The sequence below is a fragment of the Pseudoduganella rhizocola genome (assembly GCF_045984285.3).
Classification (GTDB): Bacteria; Pseudomonadota; Gammaproteobacteria; order Burkholderiales; family Burkholderiaceae_D; genus Rugamonas.
In genome coordinates, this window is sequence record NZ_JBJQIK030000005.1 from 151,071 (window position 1) to 176,653 (window position 25,583).

Annotated in this window: 18 protein-coding genes and 1 riboswitch; of the genes, 13 read left to right on the forward strand and 5 right to left on the reverse strand. The window is 64.3% G+C overall.

Annotated elements, in window-relative coordinates; translation table 11 throughout:
• The first annotated feature begins 2 nt into the window (after positions 1–2).
• Positions 3–389, forward strand: coding sequence for a PPC domain-containing DNA-binding protein (locus tag ACJRPG_RS13685; RefSeq protein ID WP_408000643.1), 387 nt, complete (start codon positions 3–5; stop codon positions 387–389).
• Here ACJRPG_RS13685 and ACJRPG_RS13690 read toward each other — a convergent pair.
• The gene (locus ACJRPG_RS13690; protein WP_408000644.1) at positions 386–595 is read right to left on the reverse strand and encodes a DUF3820 family protein; all 210 of its coding nucleotides are present in this window, start codon (positions 593–595) and stop codon (positions 386–388) included. The genes ACJRPG_RS13685 and ACJRPG_RS13690 overlap by 4 nt on opposite strands.
• A 103-nt stretch (positions 596–698) precedes the next feature.
• Here ACJRPG_RS13690 and ACJRPG_RS13695 point away from each other — a divergent pair, with 103 nt between their 5' ends.
• Positions 699–1,907 (forward strand): MFS transporter, encoded by a 1,209-nt coding sequence (locus ACJRPG_RS13695; protein ID WP_408000645.1) that lies wholly within the window; start codon positions 699–701, stop codon positions 1,905–1,907.
• Between the two features lies 1 nt (position 1,908).
• Here the strand turns inward: ACJRPG_RS13695 and ACJRPG_RS13700 are convergent, their stop codons facing one another.
• Both ACJRPG_RS13700 and dgt read right to left on the reverse strand, forming a co-directional pair.
• Entirely contained in the window at positions 1,909–2,478 is a 570-nt protein-coding gene (locus ACJRPG_RS13700) for a hypothetical protein (RefSeq protein WP_408000646.1), read from the reverse strand.
• Positions 2,459–3,679, reverse strand: coding sequence for a dGTP triphosphohydrolase (gene dgt / locus ACJRPG_RS13705; RefSeq protein WP_408000647.1), 1,221 nt, complete (start codon positions 3,677–3,679; stop codon positions 2,459–2,461). Before dgt ends, ACJRPG_RS13700 begins: the two co-directional genes overlap by 20 nt.
• 74 nt (positions 3,680–3,753) lie before the next feature.
• Here dgt and ACJRPG_RS13710 point away from each other — a divergent pair, with 74 nt between their 5' ends.
• The 7 genes from ACJRPG_RS13710 to ACJRPG_RS13740 all read left to right on the forward strand — a co-directional run bounded on the left by ACJRPG_RS13710 (position 3,754) and on the right by ACJRPG_RS13740 (position 18,911).
• Positions 3,754–5,226: a sodium:solute symporter gene (locus tag ACJRPG_RS13710; RefSeq protein ID WP_408000648.1), complete on the forward strand. Its 1,473-nt coding sequence runs from the start codon at positions 3,754–3,756 to the stop codon at positions 5,224–5,226.
• A gap of 10 nt (positions 5,227–5,236) precedes the next feature.
• Positions 5,237–7,099, forward strand: a complete 1,863-nt coding sequence (sppA, locus tag ACJRPG_RS13715) for a signal peptide peptidase SppA (RefSeq protein WP_408000649.1) — start codon at positions 5,237–5,239, stop codon at positions 7,097–7,099.
• Between the two features lie 221 nt (positions 7,100–7,320).
• On the forward strand, positions 7,321–8,928 hold the full coding sequence (locus tag ACJRPG_RS13720) for an MdtA/MuxA family multidrug efflux RND transporter periplasmic adaptor subunit (RefSeq protein ID WP_408000650.1): 1,608 nt from the start codon (positions 7,321–7,323) through the stop codon (positions 8,926–8,928).
• Positions 8,925–12,023, forward strand: coding sequence for an efflux RND transporter permease subunit (locus ACJRPG_RS13725; protein WP_408000651.1), 3,099 nt, complete (start codon positions 8,925–8,927; stop codon positions 12,021–12,023). Before ACJRPG_RS13720 ends, ACJRPG_RS13725 begins: the two co-directional genes overlap by 4 nt.
• Positions 12,020–15,286 carry an efflux RND transporter permease subunit gene (locus ACJRPG_RS13730; RefSeq protein ID WP_408000652.1) on the forward strand — a complete coding sequence of 1,089 codons (3,267 nt, stop codon included), beginning with the start codon at positions 12,020–12,022 and terminating at the stop codon, positions 15,284–15,286. Before ACJRPG_RS13725 ends, ACJRPG_RS13730 begins: the two co-directional genes overlap by 4 nt.
• A complete protein-coding gene (locus tag ACJRPG_RS13735; protein WP_408000653.1) occupies positions 15,283–16,656 on the forward strand; it encodes an efflux transporter outer membrane subunit in 1,374 nt (457 codons plus the stop codon). The genes ACJRPG_RS13730 and ACJRPG_RS13735 overlap by 4 nt, the downstream gene beginning before the upstream one ends.
• Before the next feature lie 119 nt (positions 16,657–16,775).
• The gene (locus tag ACJRPG_RS13740) at positions 16,776–18,911 is read left to right on the forward strand and encodes a S46 family peptidase (protein WP_408000654.1); all 2,136 of its coding nucleotides are present in this window, start codon (positions 16,776–16,778) and stop codon (positions 18,909–18,911) included.
• Between the two features lie 33 nt (positions 18,912–18,944).
• Here the strand turns inward: ACJRPG_RS13740 and ACJRPG_RS13745 are convergent, their stop codons facing one another.
• Positions 18,945–20,903: an alpha/beta hydrolase family protein gene (locus ACJRPG_RS13745; RefSeq protein WP_408000655.1), complete on the reverse strand. Its 1,959-nt coding sequence runs from the start codon at positions 20,901–20,903 to the stop codon at positions 18,945–18,947.
• A gap of 120 nt (positions 20,904–21,023) precedes the next feature.
• Between ACJRPG_RS13745 and pnuC the strand changes: the two genes are divergently transcribed.
• Genes pnuC through ACJRPG_RS13760 form a run of 3 tightly spaced genes read left to right on the forward strand, consistent with a single transcriptional unit; the run spans position 21,024 to position 22,886 of the window.
• A complete protein-coding gene (pnuC, locus tag ACJRPG_RS13750; RefSeq protein ID WP_408000656.1) occupies positions 21,024–21,656 on the forward strand; it encodes a nicotinamide riboside transporter PnuC in 633 nt (210 codons plus the stop codon).
• Positions 21,653–22,174, forward strand: coding sequence for an AAA family ATPase (locus ACJRPG_RS13755; protein ID WP_408000657.1), 522 nt, complete (start codon positions 21,653–21,655; stop codon positions 22,172–22,174). The genes pnuC and ACJRPG_RS13755 overlap by 4 nt, the downstream gene beginning before the upstream one ends.
• Before the next feature lie 4 nt (positions 22,175–22,178).
• Positions 22,179–22,886 (forward strand): hypothetical protein, encoded by a 708-nt coding sequence (locus tag ACJRPG_RS13760; RefSeq protein ID WP_408000658.1) that lies wholly within the window; start codon positions 22,179–22,181, stop codon positions 22,884–22,886.
• Here the strand turns inward: ACJRPG_RS13760 and ACJRPG_RS13765 are convergent.
• Complete coding sequence (locus tag ACJRPG_RS13765) at positions 22,883–24,982, reverse strand: TonB-dependent siderophore receptor (RefSeq protein WP_408000659.1); 2,100 nt, start codon at positions 24,980–24,982, stop codon at positions 22,883–22,885. The two genes, ACJRPG_RS13760 and ACJRPG_RS13765, sit on opposite strands and share 4 nt — an antisense overlap.
• A gap of 55 nt (positions 24,983–25,037) precedes the next feature.
• Positions 25,038–25,138, reverse strand: a riboswitch (TPP riboswitch).
• A 106-nt stretch (positions 25,139–25,244) separates the two neighbouring features.
• Here ACJRPG_RS13765 and ACJRPG_RS13770 point away from each other — a divergent pair.
• Complete coding sequence (locus tag ACJRPG_RS13770) at positions 25,245–25,547, forward strand: ferritin family protein (protein WP_408000660.1); 303 nt, start codon at positions 25,245–25,247, stop codon at positions 25,545–25,547.
• Positions 25,548–25,583: the final 36 nt, after the last annotated feature.

The following is a 25,583-nucleotide window of genomic DNA, read 5'->3' on the forward strand; positions in this document are numbered from 1 at the left end:
CAATGCAGGCCCTGCCGCTGCGCCTGGCGCCGGGCGATGACCTGCGTACCGCGCTGGAAAGCGCCTGCGGCGGCCATGCGGCCTTCGTGGTGCAGGGCATCGGCAGCCTGAGCAAAGTCAGGCTGCGCTACGCTGGCCGCAGCGACGCATCGGAACTGAACGGCGACCTCGAAATTCTGACGCTGGCGGGCACGGTGGCCGAGCAGGGCGTCCACCTGCATATCTCGGTGTCCGATGCCGAGGGCCGTGTCTACGGCGGCCACCTGGCGGCTGGTTCCGTGGTGCGCACGACGGCCGAAGTGCTGCTGGCGCTGCTGCCGGGCCATCGTTTCACCCGCGAGCACGATGCGGCCACGGCTTATCCTGAATTACGGATCTTCAGCCGCTAGCGTTTCAGCGGCGTGAGCAAGGTCCGCAGATTGTTGTGGTCAAGCTCGTACATCAGCGCGAGCAGGGCGCCCAGTTCCCCTTTAGGAAATCCCTCGCGTGCCATCCAGCCAAGGTAATGGCCGGGCAGGTCGGCCAGCTTGCGGCCTTTGTACTTCCCATAGGGCATTTCACGGACAAGGAGGAGGGCGAGCGCTTCGGAATTCATTTGATTGTTGCGGTTGGCGCAAAATTCTTTCGCGCCAGCCTGTCTTTTTCGAAACAAAGAAGTTCGGGATACTGCATGGCGTTAACTTTACAGGAGTTTAGCCATGCCAATTGCCTTGCTCGCGCTGACCATCAGCGCCTTCGCCATCGGGACGACCGAGTTCGTCATCGTCGGCCTCTTGCCCACCATTGCCGCCGACCTCGGCGTCACCCTGCCCTCGGCCGGGCTGCTGGTCAGCCTGTACGCCATGGGCGTGGCAGTCGGCGCCCCGGTGCTGACCGCGCTTACCGGCAAGGTGCCGCGCAAGCTGCTGCTGCTCTCGCTGATGGTGCTGTTCACCGCCGGCAACCTGCTGGCGTGGAAAGCGCCCGGCTACGAATCGCTGATCGTGGCGCGCATCCTCACCGGCCTGGCGCACGGCGTGTTCTTCTCGATCGGCTCCACCATTGCCACTTCGCTGGTGCCCAAGGAAAAAGCGGCCAGCGCCATCGCCATCATGTTCACCGGCCTGACCGTGGCGCTGGTGACAGGCGTGCCGCTGGGGACTTTCATCGGCCAGCACTTCGGCTGGCGCGAGACCTTCCTCGCCGTTTCAGCGCTGGGCCTGGTGGCCTTTATCGGCAGCCTGCTGTTCGTGCCGAAGAATATCCAGCACAGCAAGCCGGCTTCGCTGCTACAGCAGATGCAGGTGCTGGCCCAGCCACGGCTGCTGCTGGTGTATGCAATGACGGCGGTGGGCTATGGCGGTTCCTTTATCGCCTTCACCTACCTGGCGCCTATCCTCGAACGCATCTCGGGCTTCAGTTCCAGCTCCGTGGGCCTGGTGATGCTGGTGTACGGCGTGTCGGTCGCGGTGGGGAATATCTGGGGCGGCAAGCTGGCCGACAAGCGCGGCCCGGTAAGCGCGCTCAAGATCATCTTCCTCGGCCTGGCAGCCGTGCTGCTGGCGCTGACCTTCACCGCGCCGAACAAATGGCTGGTGCTGCTCACCGTGCTGCTGTGGGGCGCCGTGGCTTTCGGTAATGTGGCGGGCCTGCAGGTGTATGTGGTGCAGCAGGCGGAGCACTTCACGCCGCGCGCAGTGGATGTGGCGTCCGGCCTGAATATCGCGGCCTTCAATCTGGGCATCGCGGGAGGCGCATGGGGCGGCGGCCATATCGTGGACAGCCTTGGCCTCGTGCATACCGGCTGGATCGGCGCGCTGGTGGTGCTGGGCGCTTTCGGCCTTACCGCACTGAGCGGGCGGCTGGACCGCCTGAATCCGCGCGCTGTTCCTGCCGGGCCGCGCGCCGTAAGGGTGGCTGCGCACTAAGTCAGAATTTGCAGCCGCTGTCTTTCTTGTCGGTGACGGCCGCATAGGCCATCGCCAGCGGGGCAAGCAGGCCGGCGCCGGCGAAGCCTCTCAAACAGTCGCCGCGCTTGGCCTGCGCAATGCCCTGGCCGGCCCTGTCCATCTCGCTTTGCAGCGGCGTGCCGACCTGCTTGCGGGCCTTCTCCGCCAGCGTTTCTTCCAGCTTCAAGGTGCGCACGGAGCGCTTCAGCGCTTCCACATCCATCGCCGGTGGCGCTTCCGGCGCCGCCTCCGCAGCTGGCGGCGGCACGGTGTCGGGCGTGGTGGCGGTGATCGCTTCCGGTACTGTGCGTACCGGTGGGCGCATGGAAGCAGGAGCCGTGCGGCGCGGCGTTTCCCGTGGCGGCGCTACCGCTGGCGCGGCAGGGCGGGGCGGCTTGATCTGCACCAGCACGAATTCGCGCTGGTCCGCGGGCGGGGCTGGCAGCTGGCTGGTGGCGCGCATGGCGAGCAGCCAGATGCCGGCTGCGTGCAGCAGCAGGACAAGGGCCAGCGCCGCCGTGCGGAAGCGGCTATTTCCAGTAAATGGCATCCAGGCTGCCTTTGCCGAAATACTTCTCGTATTCCTGCGCCGCGTATGAATCCATCATGCCGGCGATATAGTCGATCACGAGGCGCTCGCGCGTGTCGTCCAGGCAGCGCAATTCCGGCGGCAGCAGGATATTGTCCTTGTTGTACTGCTTGTCCGTGAGGACTTCGAACAGGCCGCGGATGATCTTCTCGCCCCGCTTCTCGTACAGTTGCACATCCTTCTTGCGCAGGATGGCCTTCCACAGCAGCGTTTTCAGGCCCTTGGCCAGCAGCGCCATGCTGCGGTAGCCTAGCTCCGGTCCGTTCTTCCCTTCCACGGCCGCGATATCGCGGCACAGCTCATGCACGATCTGCGAAGTGAGTTCCTTGCGCAGCACGATGGAATATTCCTCCGAGCTGGCCTGCATATCGCACTTCAGCGCTTCGTCGTGCGCATGGTGGGCGATCTTCGAGAACGGTTCGTAGGCGCCGGCAAACTCCTTGCTGATCTTGAACTCGTGCAGGATCTCGCCCCAGGTGATGATGCCGAAGCTCAGCGCATCTTCCACATCATGCGCCGCATAGGCAATTTCGTCGGCCAGGTCCATGATCTGCGCATCGATGCTCTTGCGGGCAGTGATGCCGTGCTTCGCCAGCTCGGCCGAGAGGAAGGCATGGTCATCGTCGTACAGGAACTTCTTCGGATTGTCCGCGCGCAGGTGGAAGTACTTGGTAATGCCGAACAGCGAGCGCACCGTGAGGTTCAGGCCCGCGTAGGCGTGATGCTTCTTCTCCAGCGTGCGCAGGATGCGGAAGGCCTGCGCATTGCCCTCGAAGCCGCCATGTTCGCGGCCCAGCTCATTCAGGATCTTCTCGCCGTAGTGGCCGAAGGGCGGATTGCCGATATCGTGCGCCAGCGAACAGGTCTCCGAGACCACGCTGCGTTCCAGACCGAGGTCCGCCGCGATGGAGCGCGCGATCTGCGCCACTTCCAGGCTGTGCGTGAGCCGGTTGCGGTTGAAGCGGTTTGCGTCCACGCCCAGCAGCTGCATCTTGCCCTGCAGGCGGCGGAAGGAGGCTGAGTAGAGCACGCGCGCGTAATCGCGCATGCATTCCTCGCGTCCGGCGCTGCGGCCGTCGGCCTGCGCGTGAACGCGGTATTCGAGGGGTAATACCAGTTCTTCCTGGTCGCGGGCGAAGGTGATGGTGTCTTGTGCGTACATGCTGATGATTCTAGACGAGGGCCGGGTGTTCCGGTGTATATTGCTGGCGGATTCCCACAGTTTCGGATGCCTTTATGTCGCCAGTATTCCTCTTTTTCGTCATTTTCGCGTATTTCGGCCTGTTGCTCGCCGTGGCCTGGTGGACCTCCCGCAATGCCAACAACGAGAGCTTCTTCATCGGTAACAAGAGTTCCAACTGGGGGCTGGTAGCCTTCGGCATGGTCGGCACCACGCTCAGTGGCGCCACCTTCATCAGCGTTCCCGGCGCAGTAGGCCGCGACGGCTTCGCCTACATGCAGATCGTGCTGGGCTATGTGATCGGCTACTTCGCCGTCGCCTACATCCTGCTGCCGCTGTATTACCGCCTGAAACTTACCTCTATTTACCACTATCTCGACGTGCGCCTCGGCCGCCGCTCCTACCAGAGCGGGGCGGCGTTCTTCATCGTCTCGCGCACGCTGGGCGCCACGGCGCGGCTCTACCTGGTGGTGAACATCCTGCAGGCTACCATCCTGGACAGCCTGGGCATCCCGTTCTGGGCCACCAACCTCGTGATCCTGCTGATGATCCTGGCCTATACCTACGAGGGCGGCGTGAAGACCATCGTGTGGACCGATACGCTGCAGACCACCGGCATGCTGGTAGGCCTGGTGGCCTGCGTGGGCTTCCTGCTGCACGAAATGAACCTTGGCGTATTCGAAAGCCTGGCGCAGATGCAGGCCAGCGGCCTGGCGAAGGTGTTTACCACCGATATCGACAGCCCAAGCTATATGTGGAAGCAGATCCTGGCCGGCGTGTTCATCGTGCTGGCGATGACGGGTATGGACCAGGAGATGATGCAGAAGAATATCTCGGTGAAGACGCTGGGCGATTCGCAGAAGAACATGATCGCGCTGACCTTCATCCTGGTGATCGTGATGTCGATGTTCCTTTTCCTCGGCGGCCTGCTTTACCTGTACGCGCCGCAGGCCGGCGTGACTGCGACCGGCGACGCGATCTTCCCGGCCGTGGTGATGGGCCACCTGCCTGCCGTGATGCAGCTGATCTTCTTCATCGCGCTGGTGAGCGCGCTGTTCCCGAGCGCGGACGGCGCGATTACCGCGCTGACCTCGTCCTTCTGCATCGACCTGTTGGGCATCCAGCGCCGCCAGGATCTCAGCGAGAAGCAGCGCACCCGCCTGCGCCACACGGTGCACCTGAGCTTCTGCGCGCTGTTCCTGGTGCTGGTGATGGTGTTCAAATGGATCGATGAGCCCAGCATGATCGGCGTGATCCTGAAACTGGCCGGCTATACCTATGGCCCGCTGCTTGGCCTGTTCGGCTTCGGCATCCTCACGCAGCGTGTGGTGAACGACCGCATGGTGCCGCTGATCGTGCTCGCCGCTCCGGTGCTGTGCGCTATCCTCGAATGGAAGCAGCACCTGCTGCTGGGCAGCTACCAGCTGGGCCTTGAGCTGCTGGTGATCAATGGCCTGATCGTGATGGGCGGCCTGTTCCTGATCTCCCAGCCGGCGAGCGCCAAGCCTGCCGCTGCCGTGGTTTCGTAAAGGAGTTGCGATGTCCCGGTCCGTATTTTCCTATGTGCGTGGCGGTATCCGCTGGTTCTGGTCGGCGTTAGACACCAGCCGCCGCTTTGTGCTGAATGCGCTGTTCCTGCTCATCGTCGTGGTGCTGCTGTTTGCCGTCTTCGGCGGCGGCGCCCGGCCGCTGGGCGAAAAGACGATGCTGGTGCTGAACCTGGAGGGCAAGCTGGTGGAGCAGGGCTCCATCGGCGGCCGCGCGGCGCTGGTGTCGAACCTGAGCGGCGGTGAACTGCGCCGCTATGTGCAGCTGCGCGACGTGCTGCGCGCGCTGGATACGGCAGCGAAAGATCCGCAGATCGGCGGCGCAGTGCTGGTGCTGGACGATATGGAAGGCGGCGGCCAGGCCATGCTGCGCGAAATCGGCGCGGCGGTGGACCGCTTCCGCGCCAGCGGCAAGAAGGTGGTGGCCTGGGGCTCCAACTTCAACCAGCGCCAATACCAGATTGCCGCGCATGCGGACGAGGTCTACATGCATCCGATGGGCGCCGTGGTGCTGGACGGCTTCGGCCGCTACCGCAACTACTACCGCGACGCGCTGGACAAGCTGGGCGTGACAGTAAACGTGCTGCGCGTCGGCACCTACAAGAGTTTTGCCGAACCGTATGTGGCGAACGCGCCGTCCCAAGCGGCGGCCGAGGCGGAAAACTACGTCAACCAGGATCTGTGGCAGCGCTACATGGACGAGGTGGAGAAGGCGCGCAAGCTGCCTGAAGGCGCGATCGCAAAAGGCATCGAGGAGCTGCCGGCCCGCGTGCAGGCGCTTGGCGGCAACCTGGCCCGGCTGGCGCTGGAGGCGAAACTGGTCGACGGCCTGAAAACGCGCGACGAGATCCGCGAGCTGCTGGTGCAGCGCGGTGCGCCGGACGCCGAAGGCAAATCCTTCCGCCAGGTGGCCCTGCCCGACTATGTGGCCCGCCTCAGCCAGCCGCTGACCGGCGATGCGGTTGGCGTGGTGATGGCGGTGGGCGAAATCGGCGACGGCGTGGCCGGCCCGGGTTCCATCGGCGGCCTCTCGACCTCAAACCTGATCCGCATGGCGCGCGAAGACAAGGACATCAAGGCCATCGTGCTGCGCGTGGATTCGCCGGGCGGCAGCGCCTTCGGCTCGGAGCTGATCCGCCGCGAACTGGAACTGACGCGCAAGGCGGGCAAGCCGGTAGTGGTCTCCATGGGCAATGTGGCGGCATCCGGCGGCTACTGGATTTCGATGGCGGCCGACGAGGTGATCGCCGATCCTTCCACCGTCACCGGCTCCATCGGCGTGTTCGCGCTGTTCCCCACCTTCGACAAGGTGACGGACAAGCTGGGCATCCACACCGCCGGCCAGCCCACCACATGGCTGGGCGATGCAGGCAACCCGCTGCGCCCGATGGATCCGCGCTTCGGCGCCCTGATCCAGAGCGCCATCGGCCATGTCTACAACGAGTTCACGGTGAAAGCGGCACAGGCCCGCAAGACGACGCCGGAGAAGATCGACGCCGTGGCCCAGGGGCGCGTATGGACCGGCGCCCAGGCGCAGGAACGCGGGCTGGTGGATACGCTGGGCGGCTTCGGCGATGCCGTGCGCTCGGCCACCAGACGCGCGAAGCTGGGCGGCGAGCCGCGCATCGTCTACATCGAACGGGAAACCTCGAAGATCGACCGCCTGCTGGAGTTCTTCGGCGCCTCCGCCGCGCATGCGGTGGCGGAGCAGGTGAAGGTGGCGCTGGCGCCCACCGGCGTGCCGCTCGGCGCCGCGCAGGCGGTGGCGGCGGACTTCAACTGGCTGAACGAAATGAGCGTGCAGCGCAAGCCCTTCATGGCGCTCACGCATTGCCTGTGCGAGTCGCCCGACTAGGAGAGCACGAAAGAGATTTGTAGCGAGTTTGTAACCAGATCTGACAACGCCACCGCGGCCCGCGCCCCGGTGGCGTTGTGCATTTCAGGGCCTTGTTGGGCTTATACGGTAGTTTCTCTGTGTCAATTGTATCCAGAGTGACGCAAAACGCACAAAACGCTGTGATAGAGTCGTTTTAACATTCTGATATGCCTCAAACGAACACAAAAAAAGGAAAAGCGATGAACTCGCCCGTTGCGCCATCCAAGCCTTCCGTCCAGCCCCGCCGCAGCCGCCGCGCCAAGCTCATTGGCGGCATCATCGCCATTCTTGCCATGATCGGCCTTGGCTGGCTTGCCTGGCACCTGACGCACCCCGATCCGGCGGCAGGCGGCAAGAACGGCGCAGCGGCAGGCGGTCCGGGCGGGCCGGGCGGAGGCGGCGGAGGCGGACGGCGTGGTGCGCCCGCGACGACCGTGGGCGTGGCGGCTGCCGAAAAGATGGACCTGCCGGTCACCATGGATGCGCTGGGCACCGTAACCGCGGCGGCTACCACCACCGTGCGCCCGCAGGTGTCGGGCATCCTGCAGAAGGTGCTGTTCAAGGAAGGCCAGATGGTGAAGGCCGGGCAGGTGCTGGCGCAGATCGACCCGCGCCAGTTCGAGATGCAGCTGCTGCAGGCCACCGGCCAGCGGCAGCGCGACGAGGCGCAGCTGGAAAATGCGCGCCTCACCCTGGAACGCTACCGCACGCTGCTGTCGCAGGATTCGATCGCGCGGCAGGACGTGGACACGCAGGCCGCGCTGGTCAAGCAGCTGGAAGGCACGGTGATGACGGACCGCGCCGCGGAAGGCACGGCGAAACTGAACCTGGGCTATACGCGCGTGGTGGCGCCGATCAGCGGCCGCGTAGGCCTGCGTGTGGTCGATGTGGGCAACCTGGTGAGCTCCGGCGATGCAAACGGCATCGCGGTCATTACCCAGCTGTCGCCGATCGATGTGGAGTTCGCGGTGCCGCAGGACCAGGTGCCTGAGGTGATGACGCCGGTGCGTTCCGGCGCCACGCTGCCGGTGCTGGCCTTCGACCGCACCCGCACCACGGAGCTGGACCGCGGCCGCTTCTCCGCGCTGGATAACCAGGTCGATACCCAGACCGGCACCGTGCGCGCAAAAGCACGCTTCGAAAATACGAAGAACACCCTGTTCCCGAGCCAGTTCGTGAACGTGCGCCTCGAGCTGCGCACCATCAGGGAGGCGGTGATGGTGCCGGTGACCGCGCTGCGCCACGGCACCAAGGGCGATTACGTGTATGTGCTGAACCAGGACCGCACGGTAAGCATGCGCTCGGTGACGCGCGGCCAGGCCACGGTGGACAAGGTGCAGATCGTGAAGGGGCTGGCGCCAGGCGAACGCGTGATCACCGAAGGCGCCGACCGCCTCAAGGACGGCGCCAAGGTAACGCTGCCGGGCGATGCGCCGGGCGCGGGCCGGCGCGGGCAGGGCGCTGCGGGCGCCGGCGGTGCTGCAGGCGAACAAACCGGCCGCCGCCACCGCCGCGCCGAAGCCGATGCATCGGCCGCGGCTGAAGGGGCGGCGGATGGTGCGGGCGGCGAAGGCGGCCAGCGCCGCGCCGGCGCGCAGCCGGCCGATGTCAGCGGCGGCGCCGTGCAGTCCGATGCCGAGAAAACGCAGCGCCAGCGCCGCCCGAGCCAGCCGGCCGAAGCGCAGGAGCGTTCGATGCCGGGCGCCGGGGGGCGCAGCGCTCCGGGCAGCGCAGCCGATGCGGCGCACACGGCGCCGGGCGTAGGCGCCCCACGCGGCGATACCACCCGGCCGGGCGCGGCACGATGAGTCCATCCGCACCGTTCATCCAGCGCCCGGTAGCGACCTCGCTGCTGATGCTGGCGATCGTGCTGGCGGGGCTGGTCGGCTTCAAGTTCCTGCCGCTGTCCGCCTTGCCGCAGGTCGATTTCCCGACGATCCAGGTGCAGACCCTGTATCCCGGCGCCAGCCCGGAGGTGATGGGCCAGACTGTTACCGCGCCGCTGGAACGCCAGTTCGGCCAGATGTCCGGCCTGCAGCGCATGAGCTCCACCAGCGCGGCCGGGGTCTCCATCATCACGCTGCAGTTCGGCCTGGGCCAGACCCTGGACGTGGCGGAGCAGGAAGTGCAGGCCGCCATCAATGCGGGCGGTTCGCTGCTGCCGACCGACCTGCCGGCGCCGCCGGTGTACGCCAAAGTGAATCCGGCCGATGCGCCGGTGCTCACGCTGGCCATCACGTCGGACACGATGCCGCTGACCGAAGTGCAGAACATCGTCAACACGCGGCTGGCGCTCAAGATCAGCCAGGTCAGCGGCGTGGGCCTCGTGTCGCTGAGCGGCGGCCAGCGGCCCGCCGTACGGATCCAGGCCGATACGCTGGCACTGGCCAGCTATGGCCTTGGCCTCGACACGCTGCGCACCGCGATCACGGCGGCCAATGCCAACAGCGCCAAGGGCAGCTTCGACGGCCCCACGCGCTCCTTCACCATCAACGCCAACGACCAGCTGCTGACGGCGAACGACTACAAGAACCTGATCGTCGCCTACCGCAACGGCGCACCGGTGCGCCTGAACGAGGTGGCGCAGGTCGTGGACAGCGCGGAGAACGTGAAGCTGGGCGCATGGTCTGGTCTCAAGCCCGCCATCATCCTCAACGTGCAGCGCCAGCCGGGAGCCAATGTGATCGCCACGGTGGACGCGATCAAGGAACGCCTGCCGGAGCTGCAGGCCGGCCTGCCGGCCGCGATGCGGGTGGATGTGCTGAGCGACCGCACCAGCGGCATCCGGGCATCGGTTGAACATGTGGAGATCGAACTGGTGCTGGCCGTGGTGCTGGTGGTGCTGGTGATCTTTGCCTTCCTGCACAGTGTGCGCGCCACGGTGATCGCCAGCCTGGCCGTGCCGATCTCCCTGATCGGCACCTGCGGCGTGATGTACCTGCTCGGCTACAGCCTGAATAACCTGAGCCTGATGGCGCTCACCATCGCCACCGGCTTCGTGGTCGATGATGCGATTGTGATGATCGAGAACATCGCGCGCTATATCGAAGAGGGCGAAACGCCGATGGCCGCCGCGCTCAAGGGGGCGGCGCAGATCGGCTTCACCATCATCTCGCTGACGGTGTCCCTGATCGCCGTGCTGATCCCGCTGCTGTTCATGGGCGATGTGGTGGGACGCCTGTTCCGCGAGTTCGCCATTACGCTGTCCATCACCATCCTGATTTCCGCCGTGGTGTCGCTGACGCTGGTGCCGATGATGTCGGCGCGCTGGCTCACCAGCCACAAGGACGATAATCCGCGCAGCATGGGCGCCCGCATCCAGCGCTTCTTCGACAAGGTGATCCACAAGTACGACGGCTCGCTGCAATGGGTGCTGGCACGCCAGGGCCTCACGCTGATCGTGGCGCTGGCCACGCTGCTGCTGACGGTGCTGCTGTATATCCTGATCCCGAAAGGGCTGTTCCCGACGCAGAACACGGGCCAGCTGCAGGCGCGCATCGAGACGGCGCAGGCGGTGTCCTATGCGCGCATGGCGGACCTGCAGCAGCAGGCGGCCAAGGTCATCCTGGAAGATCCGGAGGTTGAATCGCTCAGCTCCGTGGTGGGCGTGGATGCGGCCAATAACACCATGCTGCATACAGGCCGCATGCTGATCAACCTGAAACGCGACCGCGGCGACCCGGAGCTCATCATGAACCGGCTGCGGCAGCGCGTGGCGGAGGTGGCGGGCGTGCGCATCTACCTGCAGCCGACGCAGGACCTGACTATCGATGCCGAAACGGGGCCGACGCAGTACCGCGTTTCCATCGAAGGCGCCGATACGGCCAGCGTGACCGAGTGGGCCAACAAGCTGGCCACGCAGATGGCTTCAAAAAAACAGCTGCGCAATGTGGTGTCCGATGCCGGCGCCACCGGTGCGGCGGCCTATATCAGCATCGACCGCGACACTGCGTCGCGCCTGTCGATCACCGCCGCCGCGATTGACGACGCGCTGTACAGCGCTTTCGGCCAGCGCATCGTATCGACCATCTTCACCGAGACCAACCAGTACCGCGTGATCCTCGAATCGCGGCCGGATATCCTCACCACGCCTGAATCGCTGGGCAACCTGCAGGTGCGCACAGGCAGCGGCAAGCCGACGCCCTTGTCAGCGATTGCCACCATCGTCGAGAAGCCCGCGCCGCTGCAGATCACGCACGTGGCGCAGTATCCGGCTACGACACTGGGCTTCGATACCGCCGACGGCGTGGCGCTGGGCAAGGCCGTGGATGCGATCCGCGAGGCGGCTGCCGAAATCAAGCTGCCGGGCTCAGTCACGCTGACCTTCCTCGGTGCGGCAGGCGCCTACCAGAACTCGCTGACCAACCAGCTCTGGCTGATCCTTGCCGCCGTGGTCTGCGTCTACATCGTGCTGGGCGTGCTGTATGAGAGCTATATCCACCCGCTGACGATTCTGTCCACACTGCCGTCGGCGGGCGTGGGGGCCTTGCTGGCGCTGATGGTCTCGGGGCAGGACCTTGGCGTGATCGGCATTATCGGCATCATCCTGTTGATCGGTATCGTGAAGAAGAACGCGATCATGATGATCGACTTCGCCATCGAGGCGGAGCGGGACGAAGGCAAGCCTCCGCGCGAGGCAATCCACCAGGCCGCGCTGCTGCGCTTCCGTCCGATCCTCATGACGACGCTGGCCGCGCTGTTTGCCGCCGTGCCGCTGATGCTGGGCTGGGGCGAGGGCGCCGAGCTGCGCCGTCCACTGGGCCTGGCCATCTTCGGCGGCCTGATCGTCAGCCAGATGCTGACGCTCTACACCACGCCGGTGATCTACCTCGCATTCGACCGCCTGGGACAACGCTGGAGGCGCCGCACGGCTGCGCCTTCCGAAGACGGAGCAAGGACGTGAACCTCTCCGAACCCTTCGTGCGGCGGCCCATCGCCACGGTCCTGCTGACCATCGGCATGGCGCTGGCGGGCATCGGCGCCTTCTTCGTGCTGCCGGTGTCGCCGCTGCCGCAAGTCGATTTCCCATCGATCTCCGTCAGCGCCAGCCTGCCGGGCGCGAGCCCGGAAACGATGGCGACCAGTGTGGCCACGCCGCTGGAGCGGCGCCTCGGGGTGATTGCGGGCGTGAACGAGATGACTTCCTCGTCCGGCAGCGGCTCCACGCGTATCAACCTGCAATTCGACCTGAACCGCAAGATCGATTCCGCTGCGCGGGAAGTGCAGGCGGCGATCAACGCTTCCCGCGCGGACCTGCCTTCCACGCTGCGCAGCAATCCCACCTACCGCAAGGCGAACCCCTCCGATGCGCCGGTGATCATCCTTGCGCTGACATCGCCAACGCGCAGCCCCGGCCAGATCTACGAGGCCGTATCGAACATCGTGCAGCAGAAGCTGGCGCAGGTGAAGGGCGTGGGCGATGTGGAAATCGGCGGCGGTTCGCTGCCTGCCGTGCGCGTTGAGCTGCTGCCGTATGCACTGAACAAATACGGCGTGTCGATGGAGGACGTGCGCGCCGCAATCCAGGCCACCAACGCGAACCGCCCGAAGGGCGCGATCGAAAGCGAAGGGCGCCGTCTGCAGATCTATTCGGCGCACAGCACCGCTACCGGCGGGCGCAGTGCGGCGGATTACCGCGACCTGGTCGTCGCCTGGCGCGACGGCGCCGCGATCCGCCTGCGCGACGTGGCCAGCGTGGAAGATGGCGCCGAGAACAAGAACACGCTGGGCCTGTATAACGGCCAGCCTGCGGTGATCGTCCTGGTCACGCGCCAGCCGGGCGCCAACGTGATCGAAACCGTGGACAGCGTGCGCGACCTGCTGCCGCAGCTGCAGGCGCAGCTGCCGCAGGACGTGACGCTGTCCGTCGCCTCGGACAGTACGAACTCCATCCGCTCCTCGCTGCATGAAATCGAGCTTACATTGATTATCTCCGTGGTGCTGGTGGTGCTGGTGGTGAGCGCTTTCCTGCGCAGCGCGCGCGCCACCGTGATTCCCGCGATTGCCACGGTGGTGTCGCTGCTCGGCACTTTCGGCGTGATGTACCTGCTGGGCTTCAGCCTGAATAACCTGAGCCTGATGGCGCTGACCGTCGCCACCGGCTTCGTGGTCGATGACGCCATCGTGGTGCTGGAGAACACGGCACGCCATGTGGAAGAGGGCATGGACCGCTTCAAGGCCGCGCTGCTGGGCGCGAAGGAGGTGGGTTTCACGGTACTGTCGATCAGTCTTTCGCTGGTAGCGGTCTTCATTCCGCTGCTGTTCATGGGCGGTCAGGTGGGGCGCCTGTTCCGCGAGTTCGCGGTAACGCTGTCCGCGGCGGTGATGATCTCGCTGGTGATCTCGCTGACCACCACGCCGATGATGTGCGCCTGGCTGCTGAAGCCGGAACAGGACCGCAAGCCGCCCGGCCGCATTTCGCGCTTCTTCGAGCGCGGCTTCAATGTCGTGCACCGCGCTTATGAGCATTCGCTGGACTGGGCGCTGCACAGCGTGTGGCTGGTGATGCTGATCCTGGTATTCGTGGTAGGCCTGAACGTCTACCTGTTTGCCGCCGCGCCGAAGGGATTCTTCCCGCAGCAGGACACTGGCCAGATCAATGGCGGCATCCGCGCCGACCAGAGCATTTCCTTCCAGGCCATGCAGAAGAAGCTGCGCCAGCTGGTGGACATTATCCGCGCCGATCCTGCCGTGGCAACGGTTGTCGGGTTCACGGGCGGGGCCAGGGCGGGGGGCGGTTTCATGTTCGTGAACCTGAAGCCCGTATCGGAACGCACGGAGACCGGCCAGCAGGTGATTGCCCGGCTGCGGCCGAAACTGGCCAAGGTAACGGGCGTGTCGCTGTTCCTCAATCCCGTGCAGGACCTGCGCATGGGCGGACGGCAAAGCAATTCCACCTATCAGTACACGCTGAAGAGCGACAACCGCGAAGACCTCAAGCGCTGGGCCAGCAGGCTGGCCGATGCGATGAAGGCGCAGCCGGGGCTCACCGATGTGGACACCGACCAGGCCGACAACGGCGTCGAAACCTTCGTCACCATCGACAAGGACACGGTGTCGCGGCTCGGCATGACCGTACGCGACGTCGATAATGCACTGTACAACGCCTTCGGCCAGCGCCAGGTTGCCACCATTTACGACGAGCTGAATCAATATAAGGTGGTGATGGAAGTCGCTCCCGAATTTGCGCGGAGCCCGGAAGCACTGCGGGACGTGTACGTGCCCGCGCGGGGCACGGCATCAGGCGCGACAACTGGCGCGGCGGCTTCGGGCACGGCGGCGGCGACGTCAACGGCGACGTCCGGCGGCGCGAACAGCTCCGCCAACAATGTCGCCGCGCTGCGTGACGCATCCAGCGGCTCCGCCCTGAGCACGGCCGCATCCAATATGGTGCCGCTGTCCGGCATCGCCAGCTTCGCCGAAAGCTCCACACCGACTTCGGTGAACCATCAGGATGGCGAACTGGCGACAACGGTCTCCTTCAACCTGGCCGATGGCTTCAGCCTGAGCCAGGCGCAGGAAGCGGTGAAGCAGGCGGAAGCCGATATCGGCATGCCGAACAATGTGCGCGGCAGCTTCCAGGGCACCGCCAAGTCGGCGCAGGACTCGAACAAGCAGCAGCCCTTGCTGATTCTTGCGGCCATCGTGGTGATCTACATCGTACTGGGCATTCTCTACGAAAGCCTTGTGCACCCGATTACCGTGCTCTCCACGCTGCCTTCGGCCGGTGTTGGTGCGGTGCTGGCGCTGCTGATGTTCAAGATGGAGTTCTCCATCATTGCACTGATCGGCGTCTTCCTGCTGATCGGCATCGTGAAGAAGAACGCAATCCTGATTATCGACTTTGCGCTGGAAGCCGAACGCTCGCGCGGCATCAGTGCCGTGGAAGCGGTGCGCGAAGCATGCCTGCTGCGTTTCCGGCCGATCCTGATGACGACGCTGGCAGCCGCGCTGGGCGCGCTGCCGCTGGCCATCGGCTTTGGCGAAGGCTCGGAACTGCGCCAGCCGCTGGGCATCGCCATCATCGGCGGCCTGATAGCCAGCCAGCTGCTTACGCTGCTCACCACCCCGGTCGTTTACATCCTGATGGACAAGCTGCGCACGCGCAGCCCCGACGAACAACAACTCAGCCGCTCGCATGCTCCGCAGGCAGCGCCATCGCCATGAAAAAACTGACCCTGATCGCCGCTGCCATTCTCGCCACCGGCTGCGCAGTCGGCCCGAAATACGAGGTGCCCACGGCGGCCAACCCTGCCCAGTTCAAGGAAGCGGAAGGCTGGCAGCCGGCGGCGCCCGCCGATGCGCTGGAGCGCGGCCCCTGGTGGACGCTGTTCGGTGACGAAACCCTGAACCAGCTCGCCTCCAGCATCGAAGTGAATAACCAGAACGTTGCCGCTGCGGCGGCGGCCTATGCGCAGTCGCGCGCCATCGTGGCCGAGCAGCGCGCCTCGCTGTTCCCGGTGGTGAGCCTTGACGCCAACGGCAACCGCTCCGGCGGAGGCGGCGACACGCGCACCAGCAGCAACTACCGCGTCAATCTCGGTGCGAGCTGGGAGCCTGATATCTGGGGCAGCCTGCGCGCCAGCGTGACCGGCGCGCAAGCGAGTGCGCAGGCCAGCGCGGCGGAACTCGCATCGGCGAAACTGTCGGCGCAAGGTGAGCTGGTGGCAAACTACCTGTCGCTGCGCGCCCTGGACGCCGAGAAGCAGCTCCTCGACACCACGGTTGAAGGCTATGAGCGCGTGCTGCAGATCACCCAGAACCGGCTGGACGCAGGCGTAGCCGGTAAGTCGGACCTGCTCCAGGCCCAGACCCAGCTCGCCAACGCGCGCGCCGACCAGCTCACGCTCGTGCGCCAGCGCGCCCAGCTCGAACACGCCATCGCCATCCTGCTCGGCAAGGCGCCGGCAGAATTCTCGCTGCCGGCCGCGCGGTGGCAGCTGACGGTGCCCGAAGTGCCGGTCGGCCTGCCATCCACGCTGCTGCAGCGCCGTCCGGACATTGCGGCGGCGGAGCGCCGCGTGGCTGCCTCGAATGAGCAGATCGGCATTGCCCGCGCGGCTTACTTCCCCAGCCTGAACCTGAGCGCATCATACGGTTTCGGCGCCAGCCAGGTCTCGGGGCTGTTCAGCGCCTCGAACAGCCTGTGGTCGCTGGGGGTGTCGGCCGCGCAAGCGGTCTTCAACGCAGGCGCCATCGGCGCGCGGGTAGAGCAGACCAAGGCCGCGCGCGAGCAGGCCATCGCACAATACCGGCAGACGGTGCTGAACGCCTTCGCCGACGTCGAAGACCAATTGGCTGCGACGCGCGTGCTGAGCCAGCAGCAGGACCTGCGCCGCCAAGCATCCGAAGCGGCCGACCAGGTCGAGCAGCAAATGATCAATCGTTACCGCGCGGGGCAGGTGAGTTACACGGAGGTCGTGCAAGCCCAGGTCACTGCCCTGAACGCCCGCCGCGCCCTGCTGCAAGTGCAATCCGACCGCCAAACCACCGCCGTCGCCCTGATCCAGTCCCTCGGCGGCGGCTGGCACCTCTGACCTGACACCATGGGGTCAGGCACCCGGGTGTCAGGTTGTGGTGTGGTGAAAATAGCATTTTCAGTGCCTGGCGGAAGGTCTATACTGCCGGGGCTTCCAAATCATTCAGGGGACACATCTTGATCAAATCTCTTCTGCTGCCGGCCGCGCTGCTGGCCGCCTTCGCTCCCGCCATGGCCGATGAGGGCCAGTGGCAGCCGCACCAGATGCCGCAACTGAAGGCGGAGCTGAAACGCATCGGTATCCAGATTCCGGCCGAACAGCTGACCGACCTGTCCAAGCATCCGATGAGCGCCATCGTGTCGCTGGGCGGCTGTTCCGCATCCTTCGTGTCGCCTGATGGACTTGTGGTCACGAACCATCATTGCGCGTATGGCGCGATCCAGCGCAATTCCACGCCGCAGAAGAATTACATCGTCAATGGCTTCCTCGCGAAGACCCGCGCCGAGGAACTGCCGGGCGGCCCGAATACGCTGGTGTATGTCACCGACAAGGTGGAGAACGTCAGCGCCCGCGTGCTGAAAGGCCTGGAGAAGACCGGCGGCAAGGAACGCCATGAGGCCATCGAGCGCCGCGTAAAGGAGCTCATCGCCGAGTGCGAAACCGACAAGATGTACCGCTGCTCCGTGCCTGCCTTCCACCGCGGCCTGGAGTACTACCGCATCCGCCAGATGATGATCCGCGACGTGCGCCTGGTGTATGCGCCGGCCGACATGATCGGCAACTACGGCGGCGATATCGACAATTACGAATGGCCGCGCCACACCGGCGACTATTCCTTCCTGCGCGCTTACGTGGGCAAGGATGGCCGTCCCGCCGATCCTTCGCCGGATAACGTGCCGTATAAATCGAAGGACTTCCTCGTGGTGTCGGCTGAAGGCCTGAAGAACGGCGATCCTATCCTGCTGGCCGGCTATCCGGGCCGCACCAGCCGCTACAAGCTGCCGTCCGAAATCCGCTACGCGCGCGATATGGGCTATCCCCTGCAGGTGAAGGAGTACCAGGCCGACCTGGATACCATCGCCGCTGCCACCAAGGGCAACGATGCAGCCGCCGTGCGCTACGCTTCGGTGGTCAAGTCCATCAACAACCGGATGAAGAAGACCCAGGGCCTGATGGACGGCTTCGCGCGCAAGGACATCGCCGCCATCAAGGACGTGCAGGATGCCGAATTCCGCGCCTGGTATGCCAAGCAGCCGAATGTGTCACCAACCCTGCTGGCCGAACTGGATGCCGCCATCGCCGCCGATATGGCGCTGGACCAGGAGCAGTTCGCATGGGGCGTGGCCACCAACAGCGACCTGCTGAAGAGCGCCCGTACCCTGTACCGCCTGGCGCTGGAACGCAAAAAGCCGAACGCCGAACGGGAGAGTGGCTACCAGGACCGCGACCTGGGCTTCATCAAGGCCCGCCTGAACCGCCTGGAGCAGTCGTTTGACGCGAATGTGGACAAGGCCCGCTTCGCGGAAGGCCTGAAGCGCTACGCCGCGCTGCCGGCCAAGTCCCACCCGCAAGGCCTGGACGCGCTGCTGCCGTCGCCGCAGGCGCTGGATGCGATATATGCCGCCACGGAGCTGGGCACCACTGCCAAGCGCATTGCGCTGCTGGACCAGGACGCCGAAGCGCTGGCCAAGTCGAACGACGCCTTCATGCAGCTGGCCGTAAAACTGAACGGCATCGCTTCCTCGCTGGAGGAGCGCACCAAGGAAGTGGAAGGCAACCTGGAAAAGGTGATCCCGCAGTACATGGCAGCCGTGATCGCGTACAAGAAGTCGCAGGGCAAGCCTGTCTATCCGGACGCGAACTCCACGCTGCGCATCACCTACGGCACCGTGTCGCCGTACTCGCCGCGTGACGGCATGAGCAAGGGCCCGTTCACGACCGTGGAAGGCATCGTCGAGAAGCACACCGGCAAGGATCCGTTCGACGCCCCTGCCAAGCTGCTGGAGGCGATCAAGGCCAAGCGCTATGGCCAGTTCAAGGATCCGGTGCTGGGTACCGTTCCGGTGGACTTCCTGTCCAGTGCCGACACCACGGGCGGCAACTCCGGTTCCGCCATCGTAAACAAGCGCGGCGAACTGGTAGGCCTGAACTTCGATTCGACCTATGAGTCGATCACGAAGGACTGGTACTTCGACCGCGACATCACGCGCGCCATCCACCTCGATGTGCGCTACATGCTATGGGTGATGAAGGAAGTCGACCACGCCGATAACCTGCTCAAAGAGATGACAATCAAGTATCCTAAGAAGTAAGCGCAAACAGAAACGGGGCCAAGGCCCCGTTTTTCATTTGCCGATATGCTTGGCGAGAAAGGCTTCCAGCCGGTTATAGACCTCTGATACGTTTTCAGTATCGTAGAATCCGTGCCCCTCATAGTCCACGTAATACCATTCCGGCGGGCGTCCGGCTTTCTCCAGTGCGGCCTTCATCAGGAAGGCATGCTCCTTTGGCGCCGTCTCGTCCTTGCCGCCGTGGATCAGCATCACGGGAATCTTGATGGCATCCGCATGCCGGGTTGGTGATATGCGTTCCAGTTCCTTCTTGTCCTTGCCGAGCGAATCGGCAAAGAACTTGGCCGTCCGCTTGGACGTTTTTGTTTCGTGTTCCTCGTGGACGAGGCCCAGCTCGTACACGCCGGCGTAGCCAATGGCGCATTTGAACAGGTCCGGTTCGCGCTCGGCCAGGCGCAGCGCCGCATAGCCGCCGAAGCTGCCGCCATACACGCACATTCGCTTTCCGTCCACCACGCCTTGTGCAACCACGTGCCGCGTGCCGTCCACCAGGTCATCGATGATCTTGTCGCCCCATTGCAGGTAGCCGGCTGTACGGAATGCGTCGCCATGGCCCCCTGAGCCGCGGAAGTTCACTTGCAGCACGGCGTAGCCTCGATTGGCGAGGAACTGCGCTTCAGTGTCGAAATACCAGTCATCGCGCGGGCCGAAAGGACCGCCGTGCGGCAACAGAACCATGGGCAGTTTTTTGCCCGCGCTGTTCAAGGGTTTGGTCAGGTAGCCGTGCAGCGGCAGGCCGTCGCGTGCCGCGAAGCTGATGGGCTGGCGTTCTGCCATCTGCTCCGGCTCGATGTCTTCCATCGCGGTCAGCAGCAGGTCGGCGCCGTTGGTACTGCGGTTATACAGGTAGTAGCTGCCCGGATCGCGGTCGCTGGAAACCTTGAACAGCAGTTTGCTGCCGTCATCCGTGAAGTCGACGAAGCGCACAACGCTGTCGGGGAATTGCGCGCTGAGCAGTTTGTGCAGCTTCGATTCCGCGTCCGTTTCGTCGAAGTAGATAACGCGGGGCCGGCCGACGCTGGTAATGGCGGCAATCGGGATATCGCGCCGGCTGCCGCTCATTGTGATCCATATGCTGTTCGCGCCGTCGGCAGCGATCACCTTGCGTTCACCCGTCGCGATATTTTCACGCACGATGGTATCCGGGCCGCCGTTTGCGGAATGCGTGCCGATGAATTCCTGGTTGTTTGCAGTGATATAGAGCGGACGCAGCGAGCTGCCAACCCGCTTGCCGTCTTCCCGGTTCCACTTGGCCGCCGCCGCGTCGTACCGGTACAGCATGAACAGGTTGTCCTGGTCATAGCCGAAGGCGAAAGCAGGCACGCCATCGTTCCGCACGGTAAATTGCATGCCGCGGTAGGGGAGCATGGCCTTCTGCTTGCGGATCCCGCTCAGCGTATCGACATCGAGGAGCTCGCTGTGCTCCGTGCGCCAGAGGCGGGTGCCGAGCATCAGCGTGTTATTGCGCACAAGGGGGATGTCGGCAATGTAGGCGAAACCATAGTCGTCGCCATAGCGGGTGGGATTCCTGCCATACTGGAGATAGTCATAGCCGTACAGGTATTCCTGCCGGCTACCGTCGTAGTTCATGGCGACGATCTCCCCGGTCAGCTGGGGCACCTCGCGCGAACCCACTTCGAGCGCCTTGGTAACGACAAGCCGGTCATTGCTGACCCAGGTGTAGTAAGCGGGCACTTCAAATATCTTCATGCGCACGGTGGCTTCGATTTTCAGCTCAGGCAGGCTGTAGAAGGTAATAGTCGGCACCAGGCGCTTACCTATCTTCATATTGACTGTGACTGCAAGGTGCTTCCCATCCGGCGACATCCGGGGCTGCGAGAACTGGTCGAATTTGGCGAATGCCGACACCGGGACTTTCACCGGCGCCGTTTGCGCTGCGGCGGTCAATCCGAAGGTGGCGAGCAGGAGCGCAGCCGGCATGTGTTTTTTCATGAAGGTACCCGTTATTGTTGATAACAGAAATCTATCACCCTGGAAAATGTTTATCTACTGCAATATTTGGAGAGAATTTGTGCTGCGTGGCATAATCCGGCGTCCTTCCCCATCGCGCCCATGAACGAATCCCTGACCCTGTTCGGCCTGTCCACCACACCGCTGGAACTGATCTCTTTCGCGCTCTCCGTCGCCGTGGTCTGGCTGAATATCCGCCAGAACCACTGGGCCTGGCTGTTCGCCATCGTTTCCTCGGCCACCTACGGCGTGGTGTTCTATCGCGCGCGGCTGTATGGCGATATGGCGCTGCAGCTGGTGTTTATCACCGTGTCGGTCTGGGGCTGGTATCAATGGCTGCGCGGCGACGACAGCCACGATCAGCTGCCGGTAACGGTGCTGGCAAATAAGGGGCGCTGGCTGGCGATTGCCGGTTGGCTGGTTGGCTTCGGCGTGCTGGCCTGGTTCCTCAAGTCCTTTACCGATACCGATGTGCCGCATGCGGACGGCTTCCTCACGGCGGGCAGCCTGGTTGGCCAGCTGCTCCTGTCGCGCAAGAAGCTGGAGAACTGGCATGTGTGGATCGTCGTCGATATCCTCTACGTTGCGCTGTACGTGCACAAAGGCCTGATGCTGACGGCCGTGCTGTATGCGATGTTCGTGGTGATGGCCGCTATCGGCCTCGTGGCCTGGCGCCGCGCGATGCAGGGCGCTCCGGAAGGCCTGGCCGCCGGCGATGCGATGGTGCTCAAGTGAGCGCTGCACCGCTGCGCGTTGCCATCATCGGCAGCGCGTCTTCCGGCAAGACCACGCTGGCCGCCGCCCTGGCCGAACGCTACCGGGCCATCTGGGTGCCCGAGTACCTGCGCGAATTTGTCGACACCGTGCAGCGCGTTCCCGTGGAAGAGGACCAGATTCATATTGCTCAAACGCAAGTGGAGCGTGAGCAGGCGGCAATTGTGCGTGGTGGAAATTTTATTTTCTGCGATACTACACCTCTGATGACGGCGGTCTACAGCAGGCATTATTTCGGCGGCATCCGTCCCGACCTGGAAGCGCTGCTGCAGTCGCGCCATTACGACCTCACGCTGGTGTGCGCCGCCGACCTGCCATGGGTGCCGGACGGCCTGCACCGCGAATCGGAGGACGTAAGCGCCATCATCAACCGCCTGCTGGATGAAGAACTGGAAGCGCGCCGCGTGCAGTACACCCGTGTCAGCGGCCCGCTCGACCAACGCCTGGAACAGGTAGCGAAGGTACTCGGAAAGGAGTAGACGCATGAAGAAGCTGCTCGCCATCGCCAGCTTGCTGCCGCAAGTTGCCAGCGCTGCGACCGGCTACTATCTGGTGTCCGTCTACGATGTCGCCGGCCAGGCTTCCATCGACTACAAATACTGGAATGCCCATTACCGCGACCGCCGCACGGCTATGCCGGAAATCGGCTTCGGCTACGGCGTTACCGAGCGCTGGTACACCGAGGTATATGGCAGCTGGATCCAGTTCAACGGCGAGCGCACACGCTACGTCGGCACCTCCTGGCAGAACGATTTCATGCTCACGCAGGGGCAGTACGATATCGATGCGGCCCTGCACACGCTGGTGGAACGCGGCAAGGACCGCGGCTACAGCGTCGAAATCGGGCCGGTGCTGCAAACCCAGGTCTGGCGCACGCAGATCAACTTCAATGTATTCCTCCAGCGCGAGTTCGATACCGGTACTGCGTCCGATACGGAGCTGGTCTACCAATGGCAGGTGAAGCAGCGCTGGAAGCCCTGGCTGCAGCCCGGCGTGCAGGGCTTCGGTGAAGTAGGGAAGTGGAACGACTGGAAGGGCGTGCACGAACAGTCGCACCGTGTGGGGCCGGCGCTGTTCGGGACTGTGGACGCAGGCCGCCAACAGATCAAGTACGAGGCGGCCTGGCTGCTCGGCAAGAATTCGGACCGCAGGGCGAAGAGCTTCACCATGCGGGTCCAGTACATCTTCTAGAAGAACAGCTGCGCGGATACGCGGAAGGTGCGTTCCGCGCCCGGGAACAGGTAGCCGCCCAGGTCCGGCGTCACGTCGCGCCAGTAGAAGCGGTCCAGCGCATTGCGTACCTGCGCGCGCACCACCAGCGGCATGCCCGCCACTTTCGTCGAGTACGAACCGCCCAGGTTCAGCACATGGTACTTCGGCACCATGACCGTGTTCTGCTCATCGAATGCCTTCTTGCCCGTGAACTGCCAGTCGCCGCCGACTTTCAGGCCAGGCAGCTGCGGCACGCTGTATTCCGCGAACAGGGTCGATTTCACGGCCGGCACGTTGGTCACGCGTTTGCCGTCGTAGAAGGAGAGGCCGGTACCGCTTTGCTCCGTATGCAGCGCGGTGGCCGATGCACCGACCAGCAGTTCGCGCGTGAGCTTGCCCTGTGCCGAGAACTCGATGCCGCGGTGGCGCGCTTCGCCGTTGCGAACGAAAGTGTTGGAGGCATCGGTGTATTCCAGGCCCTTGTCGATCTGGTACAGGGCGGCGGCATAGCTGATGCCGGAGACCTCGGCCTTGGCGCCGAATTCCACCTGCTTCGATTTGCCCGGCGCCAGCGCGCGGTTCTGGTTGGTGGTTTCGATCGGCGCGATGCCACCATGTTCCAGGCCTTGTGCGTAGGACGCATACAGCGCCACATTGCTGCGCGGGCTGTAGACCAGCGAAACGTTCGGCAGCCAGAAGTTGGCATTCGTCGGCGCCACGTCCACCTCGTTGCGTTTCAGCTTCACATAGCGCGCGCCGGCATGCAGTTTCAGCTCGCTGCTCAAGCCGATGATGTCCTGCACGAATAGCGCGCGTTCGTGGTCGTTGCGGCGCTCGGATACCGGGCCGCTGCTCAGCCCAACCGGCGGCACCACCACAGGATGGTAGATATTGCTCACGCCCGCCCAGTCGTAGAGGTAGTCGCCCCAGTACTCATGGTTCTCGTAGTAGGAGAAGCCGCCGGTGAATTCGTGGCGCAGGGCGCCGGTGGCAAAGCGGCCCTGCAGCATGGCCTGTGCGGCGGCAGGCTTCTTCTTTTCGCCCAGGCTGCGGTAGTCATATACATCGTAGTCGCCGTTCGCGCAGAAGCCAGGGTACAGCTCCTGGGCGCTGCAGCCATAAGGGAAGGCCGTGTAGTCATCGCGCTTGAACAGATGGCGGTTGGCGCTCACGGTGGCCGACCACTCGGAGGAGAACTGGTACTGGAAGCGTGCACCGATATTGCTGCTCTCTGTCTTGACCGGGAAGCTCCAGGGCTGATTGTTCAGCATCGTATCGGCCGGCACGCCGGGCAGCGATACGCCGTTGATGAGCTGGAAGCCGGGCGCGGAGACCTGGGCCTTGTTCTGGTAATCGGCGTCGACCTGCAGCAGGGCCTGCGGCGAAATCTGCCAGTCGAAGGCGCCGGAGATGAAGTTGCGGTGGCCGTCCGCACCCTTGATGTAGGAGCGCAGGCGGTCTGCCGCCACATTGATGCGGTAGCCGAAACGGCGGTCCTCGAAACGGCCGCCGAAATCGGCCTCGCCGTGCAGCGTGCCGCGCTCGCTGACTTCGAACAGGGCGGAACGCTGGGTGCTGCTGGTGGGGCGCTTGGTCACGTAGTTGACGATGCCGCCCGGCGCCGCCACGCCGGCCTGCAGGCCCGACAGGCCTTTCAGCACTTCGATGGCCTCCTTGTTTTCCAGAGGAATCTGGGTGTCGGCGGAGATCGGCAGGCCGTCCTTGCGGTAGCTGTTGGCGTTATTCAGCTTGAAGCCGCGGATCGAGAACTGCTCGGCATAGCCGACGGCGTTGTAGGCGTCGCTGATGCTGGCGTCGTAGCGCGAGGCATCGGTGGTGGTGCGGATGTTCAGCTCCTGCATCTGCTCGCGCGTGATCACGCTGACAGAGGCAGGCGTCTGCAGCAGCGGGGCGTCGGAGAAGCCGGCTACGGAGGCGCGTTCGGCGGCGGTGCGGGTGGCGGTAATCACCACTTCCGCCATCTGCGCCTCATTGGCCTGCGCCACAGCGATGGAAGGGAAGGCTTGTGCGACGGCCAGTGCGGCGGCGCTTGCTGCGAATTTCGTCTTGGTCATGTTGTGCTCTTATGCTTCGGTCGAGCCAACGCGGGGAGAGCACTCAAAGGAGGGAGGATGCAACTTTGCGCTTTCCTTCGCTGGCATTATCCAGATCAGGTACGGAGGGTATCTCTCACCCGGAACATCCAAGTCCCAGGACCCCTAGCGAGGCCGAAGCTTAACACATTTCGTGCGCCGCCTGTTCGCCGCCCTCGCTACACTTGAGAAATGCGCCCCGGCGGCGGACAATGTGCTCATCAGATTTCTACAGGAGACTGCCATGACGCAGGAACACGTCGTCGAGCCACGGGAGGCGCTGAACGCCCAGGTGCTCGACATGCACCGGGCCATAACTTCGCTGATCGGCAAGCTGGAGATGCTGGATACGCAGAATCAGCGTTTTGAAGCCTGCACCGACCCCGAACTCAAGCTGGTGATGGGGTACCAGCGCGACGCCACGCGCAAGCATGTGGCGATGCTGCTGGAATGGGTGCGCCGCCGCGATCCGAAACTGGACAAGGAAATGAAGGAAGCGCTGTTCAAGGCGGGACCGATCGCCGCCCAGTACCACTACGGAGACTGAGACTCCGCAACGGTACGGCGGCAAGGAAAGGATGTG